Consider the following 23,429-nt stretch of genomic DNA (forward strand, 5'->3'; position numbering starts at 1 on the left):
CCTCATGGCAAGTCGAGCGTGAACCTGCGGGCGCCCTTCCCGCTTCTCATGCTTCTGTGCCTGACCGCCCAGACCAGTCCGCGCAGGGCCTGCTGATCAGCCTGTTGCACGGCGGCCGTACATTGCTCGAGGACCTCTGGCTCCGGGAACAACATGAGCTCCGCCGCGCTGCCGAGCACCAGCGCGATATCGAATGGCGAGCCCGCCGCGAGCGCGTGCCGCAGGAGGGTCGACAGGCGCCCTTCGATGCCGGCGCCGTTTGCCGCATCCACGCGAATGCGAGCCACCGAGGCGCGGATCCGGTGGAGCAGTTCGCTGGAGCCGGGCTGCCGCCCCCATGCGGCCGTGCTCGCGCTGAAACATGTCGTCATGACTGCTTCTCACTGCAAAGGGCTGGCTTGTCCGGTGCGTCCCGGTGATCCGCTGCGACGGCCGGTGTCTGACGCAGGCCCGGAAAAATGCAAGAACGCTTACTCGTGCGCCCAGCCATTCTGGTAAAGCCTCCCCGCCAGCACGCCCAGACGCGAGGCAAGAACGTAGTTCTCGCCGTCCTCGATCAGCGCGGAGCGCACATCGCGGAAGAGCTTCTCGATCGGGAACTCGCGCGTGGTGCCGTTGCCGCCGAAGAGCTGGAATGCCTCATGCGTGATCTTCATCGCCTCTTCGGTCACGCTGACCTTGGCCTGCGCGGTCGCATAGGGGTGGCTCTGCGGCGACAGGCGCGCGAACGCCAGGCTGCGACGTGCGATGGCGCGCGCCATCTCCAGCCGGCGCAGCATCTCGCCCACGCGCAAATGCGTCATCTGGTGATCCATCAGCAGCGCCCCGCCCTGCTTGCGCTCGTGGCAATAAGCCAGCGCCAGTTCGAAGGCTGCGCGCGCCACGCCGACGAATACCTGGCACATGTGGGTGCCCGCGAACGACCAGGTCGAGGCCAGGTTGCCAAGGTACTCATCCTTCAGCGCAATGGCGAAGCGCTTTGGCACCCTGACATTGTCGAAATAGATCTCGCCTTGCGGCAGGGAACGCTGGCCGATCTTGTCCAGCGGCTTGCCGCGGGAGATTCCCGGCAGGTCGAGCGGCAGGATCAGGCCAATGCCGTTGGTGAATGCACCATGCTCGCTTGTGCCATGGAAGCCGTCGCCGTAGTCCGCCGCCATGTAGGCCAGCGCGACCTGCGCCACCGATCCGTTCGATACCCACGCCGAACTCTGCCCGTTGATGACGATCTCATCGGCACCGACCTTTGCGGTGACGTTGCCGACCGGCTGCCTGCCGCCCACGCTCAGTTCCTCGCTGTACAGGATCGCGGCATCGGAGCCGCGGTCGGGCTGCGTATTCATCCAGCAGCCGACCTTGCCCGTGCACATCTCGACCAGTTCCTGGTTGCCGAGCGATTGCGCCATCGTCAGCGGCATGGTCGCGGCGCCCAGCGAAACGGCTAGGCCCGCATCGCCCCACCCGAGTTCCTCGCCAATCAGCGATTCGATGCGAACGGCGACCTCCGGCGGAAACTGCGCAATGAGCTGCGGGTCGAGTCCCAGCTTCGCGCCTTCCATCATTGCGGCCCAGTACGGCGATCCGGGCGCGATCATCTCCTCCGGCGTCATGCGATCCAGTTCCCGGCCGATCGGCCGCAGGACATCGCGCGCAAAGCGATGGACGGTCTGCTGGATCGCGTTTTCCTCTTCGCTCAATGGCGTCTCGAAACCGGTCAGGCCGACTGCGGGCAAGGCCGCGGTCTTGTTCAGACGAATCATCTTTGTCTCCTTTCTTCGTGGACACAAGCGACCCCGATGACTGCTAGGCCGGCCGCTCATAATTAGAACACTATACAAAACATAGGTCATGTTGCCAAACATAAAGATATAAAAAAAGACAGGGTTATCCCTGTCTTTCCGCGTCCCTGCAACGACGATGTGATCGCTAGCCGGCCTCTGCGGTCGAGCGCTCCCCCAGTAGCAGATGATTGACGGTGGCACGAAATGCTTCATCCAGGCCGCCGGGGTAGGCACGCTTGCGGCGTCCCGCGCCAAGCTGCAACGCGAGACCATCGGCCAAGGCGATCAGCAGCGAGGCTGCGTGCAGGCTATCGGCCGTCTTCAGTTCCGGATTCACGGCTCGCGCGAGTTCCGCGATGCCGCGGGTGAGCGTGTCATACCACTCGTCGAACATGCGCGCACACTCGGGATCGGTGGAGGCGAGCGAAACGAAGTGCCACCACAACGCCGAGTCCTTGACGTTCCTCGCGTCGGCGAGCGCCTTCCCCAGCAGCGCGTCGAGCGCCTCGCGCGGCGACAGGCGGCTGTCCAGCGCTCGCTTCAGGTCTTCGAGGTAGGCGTCGATGATAGGCGCCATGATGGCGCGCAGCACGGCCTGCCTGGTCGGAAAGTAATACTGGAGGTTGCTGATGCTGATACCAGCGCCGAGGGCCACGGCGCGCAGCGAGAATTCCAGGCTGCCGCCTTCGAGCAGCAGCTTCCTGGCTACGCGAATTATGGCATTGCGCGTGCGCAAGCCTTGAGCCCGCAGCCCTTCGGGGTCTGCTCCGGTGGACGCTGCGGTCGATGTGCGCCGCTTCTTGGCGGTGCGCTTTTCCGTAGGCACAGTCATCTCTTCTGCCTTGAATCAGGGCCATTTGGCGCTGGGAAAGGATCGCGCCAGCGGATCGCTGGGCGGGCGTCATTATAGCTGACGCCCGTCGGCGCGTATGGCGCCAGAATCTCTTCGGCGGCGGCCCCCTCCTTTCAAAAATGGCAGTGAAATGGCATGTCACCATGCCTTACCGAAGCGCGGCTTGCCGCACCTTGTGGTTGACCCGGTCATCCAACCAGTTGGCCACGCCCAGCGCAAAATTGGCCGCGCACCACTGCAGCGGCTCCGGCAGGGTTGACGGCGTCTTGTGGCGCAACGCCGAAAGCAGGGGGTGCCCGTTACCCCTAATGCGTTCGGCCAGCAGCAGGCCCATCATCGATTGCGTTCCCACGCCATGCCCCGAACACCCGGACGTATATAGAATGTTCGGCTGCGCGTCTGCTTCGCCGACCACGGGCAGTGCGTCGTAGGCGAAGCTGATATACCCGCTCCAGCACGAACGAACGGCAACTTCTCCGAGCATCGGGAATCGATCTCGCAGGCCCCTCGCCAGTTCACGATAGGTGGCCTCATCCGGCACATTCGGTGTCTGCCGGCCGTACATGTAGCGCAGCCGCTTCGTCGTCAGAACCAGCGTGTTGCGCGCCGTCAGGCGATGGCTTTCCATCGTCCAGTGCGCGGTCACAATGCCTTCGCGACGGGGCCAGCCAAGCGAAGCCAGTTGCGCAGCGGTCAGCGGCTCGGTCTCGATCGCCGAAACCCGCAGCGGCATGACCTTGTCGCGCAGCAGGCCAAGCTGCGGCGTATAGGCATTGGTCGCGAGCACCAGCAATGGTGCGCGTGCGCGGCCCCGCTCGGTCTGCACCGAGACGGTGGGACCGGCAGACCACGACAGCACCTTTGTGCTTTCGTGAATCTTCACCCCGGCACGCAGCGCCGCACGCCGCAATCCCATCACATACTTCCCCGGATCGAGCGTGCCACCGCTTGGTATGTGGCAACCGAACAGGAACGCCGGCGGAATGCCGCGCGCGCGCATGGCGGCGTAGTCAAGGAACTCCCCCGGTGAGCCGAGCTCCACGCCGGTCCGCATGCTCTCGCGCAGCCTCTTCTCCTGTGACGGATGAACGCCCGCGCGGATGATGCCCGAGGCGTTGTAGTCGCAATCGATCCCGTACTCTCGAAGCTTTCGCTCCACGTAGCCGACGCCTTCATCGTAGAAGCGCACGATCTGCTTCGCCTGCCCGTGTCCCACGCGCTTCACGAACAGGTCGTACTCGAGCCCCTGCCCACCCGCGAGATAGCCCGCGTTGCGCCCGCTCGCGCCGAAGCCGGCGAACTCGCGCTCGAGCACGATCACTTTTGCGCCGCGCGCGGCCAACTCCAGCGCGGTGGAGAGCCCGGCAAAGCCGGCACCGACAACGATCACATCCGCGGCCGCCTCACCCTCCAGTTCGGGCTGCGGATCATGCGGCGGCTCCACCCAGCCACCGAGCGCGCGGTACGCCTGCTTGCGCTGCCCGTCGAACCCAGCCATGTCTGTCTCCTTCAATCCTTGCTCAGGATATGAATGGCCAGCGCCGCCTCTTCGACGCCCTGCAATCCGCCGCCGTTTTCCTGGATCGCGTGACGCGCGCCCTGCACCTGTCGCGCGCCGGCTTCCCCGCGCAATTGGGTGACCAGCTCATAGAGTTGGCCAATGCCGGTCGCGCCCAGGGGATGGCCCTTGGATTCGAGCCCGCCCGACGTGTTGATGGGGATGCGCCCACCCAGCGTGAACTCGCCGCGCTCGGCAGCCGGCCCCCCTTCGCCGAACGGCACCAGGCCGAGGTTTTCGGCCTGGATGATTTCGCCCATCGCCGAGGCGTCGTGGACTTCCGCGACGTCCATGTCTTGCGGGCCCAGGCCAGCCTGCGCATATGCCTGGCGCGCGGCCAGGTGGCCGATGTTCCGTTCCGGCGCATCGATGGGCCGGTGCGTGAAGCTGCGGATCACGCTCGCCGCAACCCGGATGCATCGGCCGCGGTCTGCGCCGACACGCCGCAGGCCTGCCTCGGTGCAGAGAATGGCGGCCGCTGCGCCGTCCGACACCGGCGCGCACATCGGCAGCGTGATCGGATACGTGATTGGCGGCGCGGCAAGCACCTCGTCGATCGTGAACGGCCGGCGGAACTGCGAGTGCGGGTTATGCACCGAATGCCCGTGGTTCTTCGCCGACACGGCCGCGATCTGGCGCTGCGTGGTGCCGTAGGTCTTCATGTGATACCGGCACAGCGCGGCGTAGATCTTCATGAAACGGCTGTAGGGCTTGTCTGATTCCGATCCGGGCGGTGGCTCGATACCTTCGCCCAGTCTTGCCAACGTCGCGAAATTCTCCTCAACCCGGGACACGTCCCACCCCCCGTCGAAGAGCGCAAATGACTTGGCCTTGTCCGGAACGTTCATCTTCTCGGCGCCGATGGCCAGCGCCACGTCGCACGCCCCGGCCCTGAGCTGCTGCACCGCCAGGTGAACGGCGGTGCTGCCCGACGCGCAGGCGTTCTCGACGTTGAAAACCGGAATGCCCTCGATCCCGGTCTTGCTGAAGACGACTTGTCCAGGGACCGACAACTGGCCCTGCAGCGCGCCGTTGGTGATGCCCGAGTAGAATGCCGCGCCGATGGCGCCGGCACCGCAGCCGGCGTCCGCCAGCGCGCCACGCAGCGCCTCGCCGGCAAGGTCCTCGATGCTGCGCTCGGGATGCCGGCCGAATACGGTCATTGCGATGCCGGCGATGTAGATATTGCTCATGGCTTGTCGTTCTCCATAACCCGATCAGATCTTGCGTTGCAAGCCGTGCCAGTACTGCTCACGCAGGTCTTTCTTCAGTACCTTGCCGACCGGGCTGCGCGGCAGCGCGGCGACGAAGTCCACGCTCTTGGGCGCCTTCACCGAACCGAGCTTCTGCTTGCACAGGCCGACCAGTTCGTCAGCGCTGACGCTATGGCCCGCGTTCAACTCCACCACCGCCTTCACCGCCTCGCCCCACGTGTCGTCGGGCACGCCGATCACCGCGCAGTCCTGCACTGCGGGGTGGGCCCAGATGACCTGCTCGACTTCGCTCGGGTAGACATTGAAGCCGCCGCTGATGATCATGTCCTTCTTGCGGTCTGTGATATGGAGATAGCCCTCGGCATCGAGATGGCCGATGTCGCCGGTATGCAGCCAGCCGTCGACAATGGTCTCGGCCGTCTTCTCGGGCGCCTTGTAGTAGCCCTTCATGACGAGGTCGCCGCGCACGCAAATCTCGCCGCTCTCGCCCTGGGGCAGGACCTCGCCACGGTCGTTCAGGATCTCGACGCGGATCAGCGGGTTCGGCCGGCCGACCGAGGACAGCCGCTCGTCCGATGCCAGCTGTCCGCCGACGAAATGCTCGGCCGGCGTCAAGTAGGAGATCGACGCCGGCGCCTCGGTCTGGCCGTAGCCGCCCGCCATGACCGGGCCAAACACCTCGATCGCGCGCTTGAGCTTCTCGACCGACATCGGCGCGGCGCCATAAAGAAAGCACTTGAGCGATGAGAAATCCTGCTTCGAGATGCCGGGAATGTCGAGCAGCCGGTAGATGACCGTGGGCGGCAGGAAGAACTCCGTCACCCGGTGCCGCGCAATGGCGCCCAGCACCGCCGCGGGATCGGGCTTGGGCAGGACGATCACGGTGCCGCCCCGTGCGGTGCAAGGCAGCGACAGCATTCCGGCCGTATGCGTCATCGGCGCCGCGGCGAGGTTCACGGGGCGGTCTTCACCCTGGTAGGGGAAGGCAGTCATGAACTGCGCGAAGTAGGTCTGGTAGGCGCGGTGCGTGTTCATCACGCCCTTGGGCCGGCCCGTGGTGCCGCCCGTGGCCGACAGGGTCACGACGTCGTCCATGTCGTAGTCGACCACCGGTGCGCTCGACGGCTGGCCCGCGCTCCACGCTGCGAGCGACGGCGCCCATGGCAGTTCGGCGTCGATGCACACCCAGAGCCTCACCTTCGTCAACCCGTCACGGAGCGCTTCAATCACCGGCGCGAACGCCTGCTGGAAGAACAGCACCTCGCAGTCAAAGGCGTCGAGGACGAACTGGTTCTCTTCCGGCGCGTTGCGGCCATTGACGGGGATGTACGCCATCCCCGCGCGCCACAGTCCCAGTGCACAGCTCCAGGCCGTGACATCGTTGTCCGCCCAGACCGCGCCCTTGGTTTCCTTGGCGAAGCCTTCTGCGAGCAGCCCGTTGGCGATGCGGCACGACAGCTCGCCGACCTCCCGGAACGTAAAGCTGCGCTCGTCCTGGATATAGGCGATGCCGTGCGGATTGATGCGCAGGCCGCGGTCAAAAAAATCAATGATTGCCATCTCAGGCGTTCCTCACTCTCAGCGTGTTCTGACGAATTCTGTGAAACTATTCTGCGCAGCTATTCCCCGCCCTGAGGCGGGCAAGGAATAGCCGGACCGGCGAGTTAAAGGCTGGTCACCGTGGCGCGGGCCAGCCCGCGCTGCTCGAGGAAGCCGAGCAGGTAGCGGTGGCCGAAGGCCTTCGAGCCCGACGCAAAGCCGACGCGTGCGGTGTCGCCGTCAAGCAGCTTGATGACCTCGGCCGCGTGGATCGCGCCGGTGGCGATGTAGGGCGTGATGCCGTGCACGGTCGCGCGCACCGACGCGAGCTGGCCGCGACCGATGGCAAAATCCACCGTGCGCTGCAGCGTGGTGCGCTCACGCGGCGGCATCGCCGGCGTGGTCGAATCGACGAGCTGCTTGAGCACCGCATCCTGCTGCTCGAGCGGCAGGTTCTTGTATTCGGACTCCCACTTCTGGCCGATTGCGTGCACCATGCGCATGGCGTCGTTGTCGTAGAAACCCACGCAGGAGGTACAGCTACGCACGCGCGGGTCGTGCTCGAAGTAGACCGGCAGCGAAGTGCCGCCCCACGGCAGGCAGAACACCGGCTGCATGAACGCCGGGTCGACGATGTTGAACGACGCGTCCGGGGCATGGCGCTCCAGCTTCTTTTCCCACAGAAAGCAGGCTTCCTGCCGGTAGCCTTCGAAGATGGTCGCGGTCGAGCCGACGCTGACCCCGGCGCCCCCGCGCGGACCGCGGCACAGCGCGGCGGTCTCGAGCGCGTCGACGCCCGGCGTCTCCAGCGCCAGTTCCGCCGCGATCTCCGAGAACGTGTACATGTACGCGTTCGACGGCGACACCAGCAGCCCGGCCTGGCGATACTGCTCGCCGAACTCGTCGCGGACCTGGCGGATGTAGTGCTGCTCGCCAGCCGGGTCGAGATAGTGGCATCCGGCCTTGAGCGCCGCTTCGACCGCGACCATGCCGAAGCGGAAGAACGGTCCGACCGTGCTACAGACCACCTTGGCGCCGCGGAAGGCCTTGGTGAGTGAGTCGACGTCATGCTCCGCCTCGATGATCTCGTACTCCGCCGCTTCGAGGCGGACGACACGCTGCGCCATCATCTCCTTGGTCCGGCCTGCATTGCGCGCGACGGCGGTGAAAGGGATGTTCTGGTCGATCAGCCAATCCATGATCAGCATGCCGGTGTAGCCGCTTGCGCCATAGATGACGACGGGATGCTTTGCCATGTTTGTCTCCTTGAGAGTATGGGTGGCAGGTATTTCTGCTCGGTGAATGAAGGTGTTGCAGTGCCGCGTGTGCGCTACGGCTTATGGTTTTGTCGGCCTGTCTACCGCCAACGGACCGCTCATCGACACCAGCAGCGGGCGCGCTCCATCGGCAAGCACGGCTGTCAGCGCCTCCTGCCCTGCGCGTTCCACACGCGTGAAAGTCTTGGCGCGGTCTTTGCTCGTCAGCACGGTGCCGCCCATGCCGACCACAGCCACGCTGCCGTCGGCGAGTTCCGCGATGCCGGTCAGCGACTGGGTGGTATGCGCGTCGACGGCATGCCACGTCTTGCCGTCGTCGCTGCTGCGATAGAGGTGGCCGCGCATGCCGCACACGAGGAGCGTGCCGTCCGAGAGCCCGAGACCGTGCCAGAGCGAGCCCTTGCCTCCGGTGGTCGTCCCTTCCCATGACTTGCCCCGGTCGGTCGAGCGATAAATGGTGCCGCCCTCGCCGACGACGAACAGCGAGCCGCGGGCGGTAGCGAACATGTGCAGGAGATGCCGGTCGTTGCTTTCGCGCGATGCGATCGCCAGGTCGGTCCAGGTCCGGCCCGCGTCGTGCGTCTCGATCGCCCAGCCGTACAGGCCCACGGCGATGCCATGCTCGAGGCTATCGAAGTGCATCGCCAGGATCGGCTGCTCGAGGCCTGGCGTAGCGCGCAGCAATGTCCAGGTCTCGCCGCCATCCTGCGTGGCCAGCACCACGCCATCGTGGCCCGCCGCGTAGCCATGGCGGGCGTCGACGAACTGGAGCGTGGTCAGCAGAGTCCGGACCGGGACCGCTTTCGCCTGCCGGAAGCTGGCACCGTCATCGGACAGCAGGATCACGCCGTGGTCGCCCACCGCGACGACACGTTTCCCCGCGCGCGCGGTCGCCAGCAGCGGCGCGGCGGCTGCGTTCGAAACCTGCCGGGCCGGTTCCATGGACGGCCAGTGGGCCGGGGCCTTGGTCCCGTCAGCGGCGGCTGGAAACGACAGGCATGCCATAAGCAGAGGCAGGTATCGGAGCGGGCTCATCAAAAGGTGGCTCATCGGTGTGTCCTAGTGCTTCAGAATTTCCGGCATGTACGCCGGTCCGCGCCGCGGGAAGAATTTCTCGAGCATCGCCGCGAACGCGGGCAGCAGCGTGATGGCCATCACCATGTTCACGATGAACATGAAGGTCAGCAGCGCGCCCATGTCGGCCTGGAACTTGAGGCTCGAGAACGTCCACGTGGCCACGCCGACCGACAGCGTAATGGCGGTGAATACAGTGGCAAGCCCGGTCTCCTTCATTGCTAGCTCAAGCGCCCTGGTGAACTCAAGACCGTGCGCCAGCTGCACCTGCAGGCGGTTGTAGATGTAGAAGGCGTAGTCCACGCCGACGCCGACTGCGAGCACCATCACCGGCAGCGTGGCCACGGTCAGGCCGATCTCCAGCTTCTTCATGAACCAGTAGCCGATCCACGTCGCAACGGTCAGCGGCAGGCAGCAGGCGATCATCGCTCGCCAGTCGCGGTAAACCAGGAAAACCAGGATCAGGATGGCTGCGTAGACGTAGAGCATCATCGGCAGCTCGCTCTCCTCCAGCACCTCATTCGTGGCGGCCTGGACGCCCGCGTTGCCGCTCGCCAGGCGCACGCGAACGCCGTCGAGCCGGTTGGCATCGCGGAAATCCTTCACCGCCTCCACCACGCTCCTGATCGTCGTGGCGCGGTGGTCCGGCAGGTAGAGGTTGACGCCCTGCACGCGGCAGTCGATCGACGACAGGCCGGCGATGCGGTTGTTCACGCCCTGGAACTGCGAGCCGAGGCCGCGCGGGTCGCGCGTCACGGTCGCCATCTTGGGGCTGCCTTCGTTCATGCCGACGTTGTAGAGCTTGAGCTGCGCGGCCAGCGAGTCGGTCGACACCACGCCCGGCACGCTGCCCATGCGCCAGGCGAAGTCGTCGATGAACAGCAGCTGGTCGGCGCGCGAGCAGACTTCGCCCTTGTGCTCCGGGGTGGCCTCGAACACGACGGTCAGCCAGTCCAGGCCCACGTCGAAGCGGTCGACGATCGCCGCCACGTCAAGGTTGTAGCGGGAGTCCGCGCTCAGTTCCGGCGCCCCCGCCTGCAGGCTGCCGATGTGGCGCCCCTGGCTCTGCCATACCGCCAGGCCGAAGACCACTGCGCCGGCGAGCGCCACCTTCGCGGCGTTGCGCGGCTGCGCGGTGCGGGCGATGGCTTCGAGCCAAGCGTTATGGCGTTCACGCCGAGCCAGGGATCGGCGCGCGAACTCCGGCGAAAAGCGGAAGTACGACGCGGCCACCGGCAACATCATCAGGTTGGTGACGATCTTGTAGCCCACCCCGATCGCCGCCGTGAGCGCCAGTTCACGGATCATCGGAATCGGGATCAGGAGCAGCGTGACGAAGCTGACCAATGCGGTGATGAGCGCGAGCGAGCCGGGGATCAGCAGGCCCGTGAAGCTGCGCCGCGCGGCCATGGCGGAATCGGTGCCCTGCGCAACTTCACGAACGATGAAGTTGATCTGCTGGATACCGTGCGAGACGCCGATCGCAAACACCAGGAACGGCACCAGGATAGCCAGCGGGTCAAGCCCGTAACCGAGCAGCCGCAGCGTGCCGAACTGCCAGACCAGCGACACTAGCGAGCACGCGAGCGGCAGCAGCGTCAGGCGGATCGAGCGGCAGTACCAATACACGGCGAGCCCGGTGAGCAGGAAGGCGATGGCGAAGAAGCGCGCCACGTCCGCCGCGCGGTCGGCGATGTCGCCGGTCTGCTTGGCAAACCCGATGATCTGGATCTCGACCTTGTCATTCTCGAACGGGCGCCGGATCTTCTCCTCCAGCAACCGGTTGAACTGGATGTAGTCGAGCTTCCTGCCCGTGGCCGGGTCGACGTCTCCAAGCTCGGCGGTGATCAGGGCGCTGGTCTGGTCGCGGGCGACCAGGGTGCCGATATGGCCGCCGGCGGTGGCGCGCTGGCGGACCTTCCCGATCACGTCTGCCGAGAGCTTTTCCGGCACGATCTCGCCACCGGTCACCGCCTCGGCACGGAAGCCATCCTCGGTAATCTCGGTGAAGAAGACGTTCGGCGTCCACAGCGACGTCACGCTCGCCCGATCCACGCCGGGCAGGTAGGTGACAGCTTCGGTGACCTTGAGCACTTGGGTCAGCGCCTGCGCGTTCCAGATGTCGCCGTCACGTGCATGGACGGCGATGGTCAGCCGGTTGGCGCCGAACAGCTGGTTGCGGTACTGCTCGAAGGTCTTGATGTACTCATGACCCTGCGGCAGCTGCTTTTCGAAGCCGGCCTCGAGTTCGAGCTTCGCCCCCAGCACGCCCATTGCGGCCGTGAAGCCCGCCAGCAGCAGCAGGAAAGGAAGGCGATGCCCGAACAGGGCAGCTTCTAAACGGGTGATCAGGCGTGCGAGCATCAGAATGCGGTGGTCATGCTGAGGGAAAAGAAGTCGCGGTCGCGCAGCAGGTTACTGCCGCTACCGCCCCAGTTGTGGGTGTAGTCCAGGCGCATCTTCGTTTCCGGCTTGGTCTTGAAGTCGATGGTCGCGCCGATCACCGCGGCGCCCGCGCCCTGGATGAAGCCCGGCAGTGCCGTTGCCGAATATCCGCCGATGCCCTGCATGACAGCGATATCCGGCGACAGCGACGCGCGCGTGCCGAAGATGTTGGGATAGGTCACCGACGCCGCCAGCACCATGCCCGCCGACAGCCTGGTTGGCAGCTTGTAGTCCGCGGTGACCGCATACGGGATGCCGGCGTTGAGCTTCAGCTTCGGGTAGTACGCCAGCGCGCCCTCGGCGGTGAGCGTGCCCTCGGTGGCGCCGAGCGTGCGCAGCAGCCAGCCGAACGATCCCGATGGCGACATGATGTGGATGCCGGTCAGGTGGAGCTGGTAGTGTTGCGTGTCGACCCAACCCTTGCAGTTGCTGCCGACCGGCTTCACCGTGAAATCGGCCAGCGCATTGCAGTAGTACGGGTTGCCCGGATCGATCACCGCGGTGGGGTCGATCGCAACGCCATCGCGCGGGCGATAGGAAAGCTCTGTGCCGATCACCCATTCACCTGCCTGGAAGTTGTAGGACAGGCCGAACAGGTCGCGGTTCTTGCCGTAGTCGAGCGACGCCTGCCAGCCGAAAGGGTTGGCCGTCGTGTTGCCGACCTGGTAGCTGACGAAGGGCACCTTGTCGCTGTAGTGCTGGTAATAGAAGCCGAGCTCGTTGCCGCTGTCGGGGAACTTGTAGCGCAGCGCCAGGCCGCCCTGCCCGGCGTTGGTCGGCTTGTTGTCCGGACCGCGCGGGATGAACGTGCCGGTGCCGAGCAGCGGCCCAACCGGGTTGGTGCCGGGGTCCGCCAGCTCGCCGGCGCTCAGGCGGCGGTTATAGGGCAGCCCGGTCGCGGGATTGATGCCGACGATCCTGGTGCCGTTGTCGCCAATCGTGGCGCGCGGAAACGGCGGCATGCCCGCGGCGCCCAGCGCCGCGTTGACCGTCGAGGTCGGGATATAGAGGCCGCGCCCGCCGCTGCCGACAAAGTCGCTGGTCGAGAAGAACGTCCCGGGTGCGTCGAACACGAAGCTGTTCCACTTCCACTGATAGAAGGCCTCGATGCCCAGGTCCGGTCCCAGCGACGAGCTGGCCGACACCATCGGCGACGGGATGAACAGGTTCTTCAGCGGCGTGCCGGGCTGGTGCGCCGACGGCACGTAGATCGGGTTGATCGAGTTGACGCCGCCCGGGATGTAGAGGTTTTCGCCCCAGCTCAGCACCTGGTTGCCGACGCGCACGCGCGCCTGCTGGTCGCCGACATCGAACTCCTTGGTCACGTAGGCATCGAGCAGCCGCGGGTTGCTGGTGGCGAAGTTGCGCGCGGACGGATCGAGGTCGCTGCGACGGGTGTGGTCGACCGCGAAGTCGTAGTTGACCACGCCGCGCAGCAGCCCGCTCCAGCCGTCCGAGGCCTTGACGTACAGGTCACTGGTCCACTGCGCATTGGCAGACACCGGCTGCCAGCGCTTGTAGTTCAGGTTGCCGTCGTCCTGGTTCACGCGCAGCACGTCAAGGCTCGACGAGAACACGGCGGGGTTGGACTGCTGCAGCGGCGTCGGCGCGTCGCCGACACAACCGCCGTTGTCGTTGCCGACGAAGCTGCAGTTCGTTTTCGACGTGCGCACCGCCACGCCGAACGAGACCGTCGAATCGAAGGCCACCTGCCAGCCGTTGTCGAGCGTCCATTGCGCGGCGTGGGCCGGTCCTGCAGTGGCTCCTGCCAGCACGCCGAAGATCGCGGTGCAGACCAGCCTGCGGTCCAGTTTCCTTGCACTTGCACGTGCATTCGCACTTGCCCTCCCGATCGTCCCGACGACCGGTCCCGCGTGATCACGCAGTTTCATGATGGCCTCTCCGTGTTCCCGTTTGGTCGCTCAGCGGGTGGTGAAGCGGCGCAGGCCGTCCGGCTCGAAGGTCTTCTCCTTCAGGCGCCCTTCGCGCGCGGCCAGCCAGTCCGGCTCCTTGTGGCCGGCGACGACGCGGTCGAGCACCGCGCGCCGGGTCTGGTGGTCATAGCTGGTGTTGGCCGCCCACACGCACGCCGGAATTTCCCAGGCCATGTACGGCCCCATCTCGGTCGTGCGCCAGACCTTGCCCTGCGCGTCGTACATGTCTTCCACCAGGATGGTCCAGGTGTCCTCATCGAGGTAGAACACGCGCTTGGGGAAGGTATGGCGCATGCCGGACTTGAGCGTGGCCTCCACCACCCACATGCGGTGCAGCTCGTAGCGCGTGTGGTCGCGGCTTAGGAACTTCGGCTTGACGACATCCTCGACCTTGTTCGCGGAGGAGTTGACGCGGTAGGTGTTGTACGGGACGTACATCTCCTTCTTGCCGGCCAGCTTCCAGTCGTAGCGGTCCAGCGGGCCGTTGAACTGCATGTACTGGTCGACCGTCAGCAGGTTCTCCGTATTGAGCTGCGGCGCGTCGTACTGGTACGTCGGAGCGCGGCGCACGCGGCGCTGGCTGGCGAAGTACAGCCAGACGTCATTGGCCTCGGCGAACTTGTACTGCGTGAGCGTGGCATCGCCGGCGATCGAGGGCGGGCTGGTGAAGGTGTTGAGGTACAGGCTCTCGATGCCGCGCGCATCGGCGACGCCCTTGTTCGACGGCGACCACATCGGCGACATCTGCCATTCCTCCTGGCCGAGCGGCTCGCCGATGCTTTCGCTGCCCTTGGGTGGGATATAGCCTGCGTAGCGCATCTGGAAGCCCTCGCCTTTCCAGTGCAGCTTGTGGTTCCACATAGCTTCGACGCCGTTCTGCGGGATCGGGAACGGCACGCCGGCGCCGAGCGCCTCGGCCAGGTTCTGGCCGTTGTCGGCGAGTCTGGCGCTCGCCGCATTCTTCTTCGTGCGCTCGTAGTAGAAGTCGGGGAAGCCGCAGGAACGGCGCGTCGTATAGACGTCCATCCGGTAGCCCGGGATGGTCTTCACCATCTCGACCTGGCCGGGGGCGAGCTTGTCCTTGAAGCGGTCGACGTTGGACGCATCGATCGACAGCAGGCGCTTATCGTTCGCATAGGGGTCGGGGCGCGGCGTGCCGGGCTTCCAGCCGCCGGGCGCCTTCATGTCGCCGCCGGTCCATTCCGGAATGGACCCGTCCTTGTTGCCGGCGCGCTCGGCACCCACCGGTGTGAGGTCCTTTCCGAGCCGGGCCATGTCCTGCTCGGGAGCGGCGGCGTAGGTTGCACCACCAAACGCAACGGTCGCGCTGATCAGCCATGTCGTGTATTTCATCTGTGTCTCCTACCACCAGGGTCAACCGGTTACTGTCCCGGTTTCTTATTTTTTAAACAAAGTGCCTAACATAGGACACTGTGACAAACATAGAGTGCAAAAAAATGGCAGTTGTTGCCAGCGACCGGGACTCAGGTTGCGCCGCAGCCCGCTACCGCAACCGCCTGGATCTCGATGCAAAGCCCCGGCAGCGCCAGCTCGGTCACGCCGACCGCAGTCCAGGACGGATAGCGGTTCGGGATGTACTCGTCCTTCACCCTGGTGAAGTCGGCGAGCTCGCTGCGAAGGCTGGTGTGATAGGTCGTCAGTTCGACCACGTCGGCCAGGCTTGCGCCGGCGGACGCCAGCACCCCTTTCAGGGATTCGAAGGCGAGCCGCGCCTGTGCCTCCATGCCTTCTGCCGGCGTCATGGTGGCGTCGATGCCGACCTGCCCGGAGACCCAGATGGTGTCGCCAACCCGGGTCGCGGGTGAAAAATGGAGGGCATCGTACAGCGCCTCTGCGCCGGGTGGAATGATGGACTGTCGGTTCATGGTGGGGGTTGTCATGTCAGCGAGGGCTTGGCTTAGAAGATTTGACGGAAGCAGGAGGCACGGAACGGATCGCCCGCCTTCAGCGATGCCAGTTCTTCGACAAACAGGACGCCCGCCGGCGTAAACCCCGAATCGCTGTGCTCCGGCAGCGGGCTGAAGACCGCATCGTCGCCAAAGAAGCGCATCACCAGGGTGTAGCGATCAGGGAAATCGGCGTCGACGGCACCGCCCCCATGCAGCACGCCGGGATGCAGCAGCAGCACGTCGCCGGGCCGGGTCGCCCAGGAGACGATGTCGTAGGCATCGGGATTGACACGGCGCTCGGCCTCGATGTTTGGCAACCGCGGCCAGACGCCACCACCGTGCAAGGGTTCGGTGGGATCGTCCGGGTTCTGGAAGGTGCTGCCGTCGTGACGCGCGCCCAGATGCGAGCCTCGGACGATTTCCAGCGCGTTGCGCCTGGGAACCGCTTCGAAACTGATCCAGGCGTTGGCAAAGTGCTTGCCGGCCCAGGGCAGGTAGGAAGTGTCCTGGTGCCAGGGCGAGCGCCCGGCGTTGCCGCCCGACTTCAGGAACAGCTCCTCGGCGAAGTACCACACGTGCTCGGAGTCCCACAGGTCGGCGAGCAAGCTGCCAAAGGGCAGCGCGGCGGCCAGCTCATCCAGCCTGCCTTTGGCAAAGGGATTCGCGTTGTCGACATGCGACTTCTGGACCGAGCCGTCGAACAGGCTATGGGCGTTGGGACCGGGGTTCTCGATGCCCCAGTCGAACACCTGCCTGCACCGTGCCAGCTGTTCCGCATTGAGACAGCCTTCGATAAGGACGGCGCCGTCCTCCGCGAAAGCTTTGCGCTTGGATTGATCCATGGGTGAACTCCTGTCGTTCCGTAGCGACCCTATTAATAGGCCAACACAGCAAAGTTAGGTAACTATGACAAAGATAGAAAGAAGAAAAAAGACAGGGTATTCCCTGCCAGACGCGAGCGAGTCTGCGTGTAGCGATGCTGGAACCACGTCATCTCACGGACTTTTGACTTGTTTGTCTTTTTGTCCTATATTTGGCCTTGTATCCTATTTATGGTTTTCACCGAACAATGAGCGAGCACACAAGGCGCCGGGATGGCACGGCACAGGTCGAGGCGGTAGGGAAAAGAGCGCCCGCCTCCGGGCCGGACTCACACACGCGCCGCCGGCTGCTCGGCCTTGCGGCAGCGGCGGGCGCCGCATCGCTGGCGGCGGCCGCCGCACCGCATGCCGCCAACGCCGCGCCACTGCGCGCGGGCGCTGCACGTGGCCAGCGCGATGTGCTGGACGTGGCCATCCTTGGCGCCGGCCTGGCCGGGCTAACCGCCGCGCGTGACCTGCAGCGCGCCGGCTGCCAGTCCTTCGTCGTGCTGGAGGCGCGCAACCGCGTCGGCGGCCGCACCTATAACCACGACCTTGGCAACAGCGTAGTCTCCGAAGCGGGCGGTCAGTGGATCGGCCCCGGCCAGACCTCCATTGCGGACCTAGCGCGCGAGCTCGGCGTCCAGACCTTCGGCACCTATTACGCGGGCAAGACCGTATTCCTCGCCGACAACCTCCGCGTGACGCAGGACCTGCATGGGGGCATCGGCGCCCAGGGACAGGTTGCCGCCAGGCTCAGCGAGATGGCGCGCGGCGTACCCAGTGGCGCGCCATGGAAGGCGTCAAAAGCGGCGGAGTACGACAAGCTGACGCTTGGCGACTGGCTGGCGCGACAAGGCCTGAACAATGAGGAGAAGTTCTCCTTCAGCATGGCCGCGACGCTGTCGCTCGGCGCGCCGCCCGCGCAACTAGGGCTGTTGCACTACCTTTCGGTGATCAACAGCGCGAACAGTGACTACGACACGCTCGAGAAGATCAAGGACGGCGCGCAGGAAACACGCTTCGTAGGCGGCTCGCAGGTTCTCAGCATCCGGATGGCGCAAGACCTTGGCGACAAGGTCCGGCTATCCTGCCCGGTACGCAAGATTGTCGGCTGGGATCGCGAGATCGTCGAACTGCACACCGACCAGGGCGTGGTGCGGGCTCGTCACGTGATTGCTGCGCTGAACCCGGCGCTGTGCCAGCAGCTTGTGTTCGATCCGCCACTGCCCCCGGGGCGGGCACAGTTGCACAGGATCTGGCCTGCACATGCGCCCATGCGCAAGGCCACACACGTCTATGCCCGGCCGTTCTGGCGGGAGAAGGGCTTCAACGGACAGGTCGTGCCGCTCGACGGGCCGCTGATCTGGTCGGTCGACAACTCGCCGCCGGACGGCTCTGTGGGCGTGATCAGCGCCTTCGTCAAACCCGGATACCTGCCGGCCAACCCCAAAGCGGCCGAGCCCATCCTGTCGGCTATCTATGCCAAGGCATTTGGAGACCAGGCGCTGAAGCCCACGCAGTACCACGACCTTGACTGGGGCAAGGTCGACCCATGGTCGATGAGCTGCATAAACCCGATGCCCGCCGGCTTCTGGACGAAGCTGGGCCGGCACCTGCATCCGCCGCTGGGCCGCCTGATCTGGTCGGGGACCGAGACAGCCGACATCTGGGCCGGCGCGATGGACGGCGCCGTACGCTCGGGACACCGTGCCGCCCTGCAGGCACTCGGCGCGCTGCACTCGCCGGCCGGGGAGGCATAAATGAAGATGAAGCGCGCTATGTTCGCGACAGCGGCGGTAGTGGCGGTAGCGGCCGCATTCCTCGTTCCCGATTTCGTGGACTACCACCGGTTCGGCACGGCACTGGACAACCAGGCCCAGGCTAGCCAGGCCACTGGTGGCCCGTGGCCGCAGTTTGCGGAGACCTGCTTCGCCTGCCATGGTTCGCACGGGCAATCCCGGAATGCGGAGTATCCCGCCCTGGCCGGTCAGCCGGCAGCGTATCTCGAGGCGCAGTTGCACGCGTTCGCCAGCGGGCAGCGGGACGACCCGACCATGGGGCCGCTCGCCAGTAACCTGACGGATGACCAGATCAGGTCACTCGCAGCGTACTACGCCGGGCAGGCGCCTGCCGGAAGCCCGGATGTTACGGAGAGCACCGCGCTCGAGACACGCGGCAAGGCCGTGGTCCAGGCGCGCAGTTGCCAGGCCTGTCATGGAGAAGCATTGACGGGCAAGGATCTGGCACCGCGCCTCGCCGGCCAGGGAGAGCACTATCTCGCCCACCAGCTGGTCGCGTTCAGGAGCGGCAAGCGCCATGACGCGACCGGCGGGATGGACGCCATTGCCGCGACCTTGTCGAACGAAGACATCCCGGCAGTGGCCCGCTACCTGGCCAGGATGTCTCCTGACCGCCGGGAGATCGGAGCCCGATAGGGTCCGACGGCGCCGGTGTGGCGGCTGTTTTCATGCTCTGCATGGCTGCGGTCACGGGCGCGGCGCCGCGCAGCGCCTACCATGACCCGGGCGCGCCACGCCGGCTGGAATCCCTGCAACAGCCCGACCTGCGCGACCAGCCCGAAAAGCTGGCGGATGCCAGTGCAAATTCTTACACGAAGAGCCCGTGCGACGCGGCGACACGATCCGCCACGCTGCTCAGACGGCTCGGTGTGGAAGATCCCGACGCGCGGCAATTTATCTCCGCGCCATTGAAGTGGCATCCAGCCTTGGTTGAGCCGCCTGAAGTGGCCCATCGTCGACCCGCGAGTTGAGCGGCGGCCTTACCGCGCATGTCGGTTTTCACGGGCAGTGGCTGCGCGTATTCTTCCCTTGGAGACGCGAATCCGGCAGCCTGCCATCGCCTTTTGCAGGCAGGCGCCAGACCGCCGACTGCGGGGGAAGATGATGCGCAGGGAGACCCATGACCGAGCCGGAAAGGATCGTCCTTCCGCCCTCGACTTCAGGAAGTTCGAGCCGCAATTCAGGCTGCTCGCCGACGGCATTCCTCACATGATCATGACCGCCGATGCGGACGGCCGGATCGATTATTGCAACCGACGGTGGACCAGCTATACCGGCCTTAGTCTTGACCAGACCCGGTCCGGCGCCTGGAAATCGGCCGTCCACCCCGAGGACATCGCGCGCAATATCGGCCACTGGGCAGACGCGGTGGCACAAGGTTGCGAGTACGAATTCGAATATCGCCTGAAACGGGCATCCGACGGCGCCTACCGGTGGCACCTCGAACGCGGATCGCCATTGAAGGATGCCGACGGCAAGATAGTAAAGTGGCTGGCATCCGGCACCGACATTGAAGCACTGAAGCAGGCCCAGGCCTCAGCTGAAAGCGCCAACCATGCGAAATCGGAATTCCTGTCGAGCATGAGCCACGAGTTGCGCAATCCGCTCAACGCCATCCTGGGCTTCGCGCAACTGATGGCCTCCGAGGCTCCGCCTCCGACCGCGTCTCAGCAGGCCAGCATTGACCAGATCCTGAAGGCGGGCTGGCATTTGCTGGAGCTCATCAACGAAGTCCTTGACCTGGCCAGGATAGAAGCCGGTCAGGCGTCGCTATCCCCCGAGCCGGTATCGGTCATCGACACCTTGCATGAATGCCAGGCAATGCTTGAGCAGCAAGCACTGAAACGCACGGTCCGCATGCGGTTTCCCGCAGTCGATCCACCCTGCTTCGTCCGTGCCGACCGAACACGCCTGAAGCAGATCCTCCTCAATCTGCTTTCTAACGCCATCAAGTACAACCGGGATCAAGGCTCAGTCGATGTGCAGGTGACGACGACGGGGCATCGCGTAGGCGTCAGCGTGCACGACACCGGCGCAGGGTTGAAACCGGAACGGCTGGCCCAGCTATTCCAGCCGTTCAACCGCCTGGGGCATGAGGCGGGCCCCGTGGAAGGCACCGGCATCGGTCTCGTGGTGGCCAGGCGGCTGGCCGAGCTGATGGGTGGAACCATCGAAGTCGAAAGCACGCCTGGCGTAGGCAGCGTGTTCCGGGTTGACCTGCCGGCGGCCGCCCCACCGGCAATGGCCGGCGAACACGCGGAGATCGCCGCGCCCGTCCGGCCGCCAAGCGAAGCCCCGTCAACGATGCACACCCTGCTGTATGTGGAAGACAATCCTGCCAACCTCAAGCTTCTTGAGCAACTCATCGCGCGCCGGGCAGATGTGCATTTATTGTCCGCAGCCACGGGGACACTCGGTGTCGAGCTTGCGCGCACTGCCTTGCCCGAGGTGATCGTGATGGATATCCATCTCCCCGACATCAACGGCATCGAAGCACTGCGACGCCTGCGCGACGACCCGAAGACGATGCATATTCCGGTCATCGCGCTCAGTGCCAACGCCATGCCGCGCGACATTGAACGGGGCATGAAGGCAGGATTCTTCCGGTATCTGACCAAGCCGATCCGGATCCAGGAGTTCATGGACGCACTAAACGCCGCGCTGGAACGGCCGCGATTAGACTTGCCATGATCCATGCAGCGGACATCCTGGCGGCAAGAATCCTGATCGTTGACGATCTGGAGGCCAACGTATTGCTGCTCGAAAGGATGTTGCGCGCGGCGGGCTACACCTGTATCGAGTCAACAACCGATCCACGCGCAGTCGGCGAGCTTCACGTCAGGAATCACTATGAACTGATCGTACTGGATCTCCAGATGCCTGGCATGGACGGATTCGCGGTCATGGAACACCTCAAGGCCGTCCAGCCGGACAGCTACCTTCCGGTAATCGTCATCACCGCCCAGCCCGACCACAAACTGCGCGCACTACGGGCTGGAGCGAAAGACTTCGTCAGCAAGCCGTTTGATCTCGGCGAGGTGTTGATGCGGGTGCGTAACATGCTGGAAGTTCGGCTACTGCACAGCGAGTCCTTGCAGCACGGCAAGGAGCTCGAGCGCAAGGTATGTGAGCTGGAAGCGAGCAGGGAAACTATCGTTCGCCAAAGCGATGAGCTCAGGCAGCTCTACGAGAAGCTTGTTCGCGAGCAACAGGTCACCGAACGGCTGCTCCTCAACGTACTGCCGTCGCCCATTGCCGAACGATTGAAAGTGCGATCGGATCTCATCGCCACAGGCCCACCGGAGATCATTGCCGACAGGTTCGAGGAAGTCTCGGTGCTGTTTGCCGACCTCGTTCAGTTCACCCGCTTCTCCCCCGCCCTGAGCCCCGAAGGACTCGTGGCCGTACTCAACGAGATCTTCGCCGAGTTTGACGATATCGCCGAAAACCGCGGACTAGAGAAAATCAAGACAATCGGTGACGCATATATGGCAGCGGCCGGCCTTCCCTTTCCTGCTGCCGACCACGCAGCCCGGGCCGCCCATATGGCACTGGACATGATGGAATTCCTGACCCGGTTTAACGAACAAAGCGGCTTCAGCTTGCAACTGCGGGTTGGCATCCACAGCGGCACGGTCGTTGCCGGTGTGATCGGCCGACGAAAGTTCATCTATGACTTGTGGGGCGAAACCGTCAATATTGCCAGCCGGATGGAGTCCCACGGTATGGCTGGCCGTGTTCAGGTAACGGATGCCACCCGGCAACGGCTTGGGAATCCCTTCCTGCTGGAAGCGCGTGGGCCTATCAATGCGAAGGGCATCGGCGAGCTACGGGCATGGTTTGTAGCTGGCCGAACCACCGACGCATCCTGGTAATCGCATGCTGGCTGCGGTGCTGCGCGGGAACGGTCGCGTAGTTGCGGCACAGGGAAAGCCAGGCTGGAGGTGGTGTCCACAATTCCCGGCGCGATACCGTTGACGCGGATGACTTCGGCCTGACCTTGACCGCGCAGTCCATTACGCTGGACAGGTTGACGCGCAATACCCAGTCGAACGACTCCCCCTCTAACAGTTACGCTCATGCCACCCCGGCCACCGGCCGCGCGACTTGCCCGCTTCGAGCGCCTGCGCCGACGACAAGGTGCCGTCCCCGCTTCATCGCTTGCAGGATGCCGGCGATCCACAAAATCTCTCGCCTCGATTACCCGGACCACCCGTCAACCCCGCGGAACCACGATGCCCCACTTTAACACAACAGACGTTGTCTTAAATCGAATTGCGAGTTATTGTTCATGCATTGCACCGGCCAGCGTCCATCACCCATGAAGGAGACCTATCTTGCTCACCACCCAATCCCAACGAGAGGCGTTTCGCAATGACGGCGCCGTACTTGTAGAGAACTGCCTGGACTCGGCGCAGCTCGCTCAGTGCTACGAGGCGTTCAAGTGGAACGTCGCCAACCCGGGCCCGTATCACTTCCGTGCGCTGGACGGCACCAGCCTCCAGACCCATATCGATAACGCAAATCCGGTCGTCAAGGACAAGCTTGACGATCTGGTCACGACGCTGCCGTTCGGAAATGTATTCCAGGAGTTGTGGGGATCCGAGCATGTCTGGTATTTCGCCGAGGAGGTATTCGCCAAGGAAGGTGGTAAAAGCGGCCGCGGCCCGTGGCATCAGGACACCGCGAACCTGCCTTGGGCCGGCAGGCACTGGGGCAATGCCTGGATCACGTTCCAGCCCATTCCAAAGAAGAACTCGCTGGAGATCATTCGCGGCTCCCATCTCGGCATCCAGTACGACGGGGCCAGCTTCGCGAATGCCGATGACCCGACCGATCCGCTGTACGGCGATGGGACCTTGCCGCGACTGCCGCATATCGACAAGGAACTCGCCGAAGACCCGAACGCCTGGGACGTGCTCTCCTGGGGCGTGACGCCCGGCGACGTCGTATTCCTGCATCCGCGTTCGCTGCACGGAGGAGCCGCCGTCGACGCCGACTGTCCGACCCGCCATACCCTGGTGCTTCGATTCTTCGGTGACGACGCCACGTTCCGTGCCTTACCGCTGTCGAACCCGCGCTATGCCCGCAACGGGCCTCTGTTCAGCGCAGAAATGGCCAAGCTCAATGAAGGCGACCCGTTCCGCTCGCCTGTCTTCCGCCAGATCGCCTGATATCGCCT

Annotated in this window: 18 protein-coding genes; 5 read left to right on the forward strand and 13 right to left on the reverse strand. The window is 64.8% G+C overall.

Features of this window, described 5'->3' with window-relative positions:
- Positions 1–2: 2 nt before the first annotated feature.
- From AC3WON_RS00705 to AC3WON_RS00765, 13 genes are all read right to left on the reverse strand, one after another.
- Positions 3–371, reverse strand: coding sequence for a hypothetical protein (locus tag AC3WON_RS00705; RefSeq protein WP_116385475.1), 369 nt, complete (start codon positions 369–371; stop codon positions 3–5).
- 99 nt (positions 372–470) lie between these two features.
- Positions 471–1,760, reverse strand: a complete 1,290-nt coding sequence (locus AC3WON_RS00710; protein ID WP_492350864.1) for an acyl-CoA dehydrogenase family protein — start codon at positions 1,758–1,760, stop codon at positions 471–473.
- 166 nt (positions 1,761–1,926) lie between these two features.
- Entirely contained in the window at positions 1,927–2,613 is a 687-nt protein-coding gene (locus AC3WON_RS00715; protein WP_116385477.1) for a TetR/AcrR family transcriptional regulator, read from the reverse strand.
- 169 nt (positions 2,614–2,782) lie between these two features.
- Positions 2,783–4,132, reverse strand: a complete 1,350-nt coding sequence (locus tag AC3WON_RS00720) for an NAD(P)/FAD-dependent oxidoreductase (protein ID WP_492350865.1) — start codon at positions 4,130–4,132, stop codon at positions 2,783–2,785.
- Positions 4,133–4,143: 11 nt separating this feature from the next.
- Entirely contained in the window at positions 4,144–5,385 is a 1,242-nt protein-coding gene (locus AC3WON_RS00725; protein ID WP_492350866.1) for a thiolase family protein, read from the reverse strand.
- Between the two features lie 24 nt (positions 5,386–5,409).
- A complete protein-coding gene (locus AC3WON_RS00730) occupies positions 5,410–6,966 on the reverse strand; it encodes an AMP-binding protein (RefSeq protein WP_116385480.1) in 1,557 nt (518 codons plus the stop codon).
- A gap of 104 nt (positions 6,967–7,070) precedes the next feature.
- On the reverse strand, positions 7,071–8,201 hold the full coding sequence (locus AC3WON_RS00735) for a saccharopine dehydrogenase family protein (RefSeq protein ID WP_116385481.1): 1,131 nt from the start codon (positions 8,199–8,201) through the stop codon (positions 7,071–7,073).
- An 81-nt stretch (positions 8,202–8,282) separates the two neighbouring features.
- The gene (locus AC3WON_RS00740; protein ID WP_258874710.1) at positions 8,283–9,272 is read right to left on the reverse strand and encodes a WD40/YVTN/BNR-like repeat-containing protein; all 990 of its coding nucleotides are present in this window, start codon (positions 9,270–9,272) and stop codon (positions 8,283–8,285) included.
- A 9-nt stretch (positions 9,273–9,281) separates the two neighbouring features.
- Complete coding sequence (locus AC3WON_RS00745; RefSeq protein WP_181925873.1) at positions 9,282–11,660, reverse strand: efflux RND transporter permease subunit; 2,379 nt, start codon at positions 11,658–11,660, stop codon at positions 9,282–9,284.
- Positions 11,660–13,633 carry a DUF1302 domain-containing protein gene (locus tag AC3WON_RS00750; RefSeq protein ID WP_492350867.1) on the reverse strand — a complete coding sequence of 658 codons (1,974 nt, stop codon included), beginning with the start codon at positions 13,631–13,633 and terminating at the stop codon, positions 11,660–11,662. Before AC3WON_RS00750 ends, AC3WON_RS00745 begins: the two co-directional genes overlap by 1 nt.
- Positions 13,634–13,663: 30 nt before the next feature.
- Entirely contained in the window at positions 13,664–15,028 is a 1,365-nt protein-coding gene (locus AC3WON_RS00755; RefSeq protein ID WP_116385484.1) for a DUF1329 domain-containing protein, read from the reverse strand.
- A 131-nt stretch (positions 15,029–15,159) separates the two neighbouring features.
- Positions 15,160–15,561, reverse strand: a complete 402-nt coding sequence (locus tag AC3WON_RS00760; RefSeq protein WP_181925874.1) for a RidA family protein — start codon at positions 15,559–15,561, stop codon at positions 15,160–15,162.
- 32 nt (positions 15,562–15,593) lie between these two features.
- A complete protein-coding gene (locus tag AC3WON_RS00765) occupies positions 15,594–16,427 on the reverse strand; it encodes a phytanoyl-CoA dioxygenase family protein (RefSeq protein WP_492350868.1) in 834 nt (277 codons plus the stop codon).
- A gap of 227 nt (positions 16,428–16,654) precedes the next feature.
- On the opposite strand from AC3WON_RS00765, the gene AC3WON_RS00770 reads away from it, so the two are divergent.
- From AC3WON_RS00770 to AC3WON_RS00790, 5 genes are all read left to right on the forward strand, one after another.
- Positions 16,655–18,208, forward strand: coding sequence for a flavin monoamine oxidase family protein (locus AC3WON_RS00770; RefSeq protein WP_492350869.1), 1,554 nt, complete (start codon positions 16,655–16,657; stop codon positions 18,206–18,208).
- Positions 18,209–18,883 (forward strand): c-type cytochrome, encoded by a 675-nt coding sequence (locus AC3WON_RS00775; RefSeq protein WP_492350870.1) that lies wholly within the window; start codon positions 18,209–18,211, stop codon positions 18,881–18,883.
- Positions 18,884–19,351: 468 nt separating this feature from the next.
- The gene (locus AC3WON_RS00780) at positions 19,352–20,938 is read left to right on the forward strand and encodes a PAS domain-containing hybrid sensor histidine kinase/response regulator (RefSeq protein ID WP_116386042.1); all 1,587 of its coding nucleotides are present in this window, start codon (positions 19,352–19,354) and stop codon (positions 20,936–20,938) included.
- The gene (locus tag AC3WON_RS00785; RefSeq protein WP_116385488.1) at positions 20,935–22,122 is read left to right on the forward strand and encodes an adenylate/guanylate cyclase domain-containing protein; all 1,188 of its coding nucleotides are present in this window, start codon (positions 20,935–20,937) and stop codon (positions 22,120–22,122) included. The genes AC3WON_RS00780 and AC3WON_RS00785 overlap by 4 nt, the downstream gene beginning before the upstream one ends.
- 462 nt (positions 22,123–22,584) lie before the next feature.
- Positions 22,585–23,421, forward strand: coding sequence for a phytanoyl-CoA dioxygenase family protein (locus AC3WON_RS00790; protein ID WP_492350871.1), 837 nt, complete (start codon positions 22,585–22,587; stop codon positions 23,419–23,421).
- Positions 23,422–23,429 lie beyond the last annotated feature (8 nt).

Source organism: Cupriavidus sp. FW305-46, assembly GCF_058787075.1.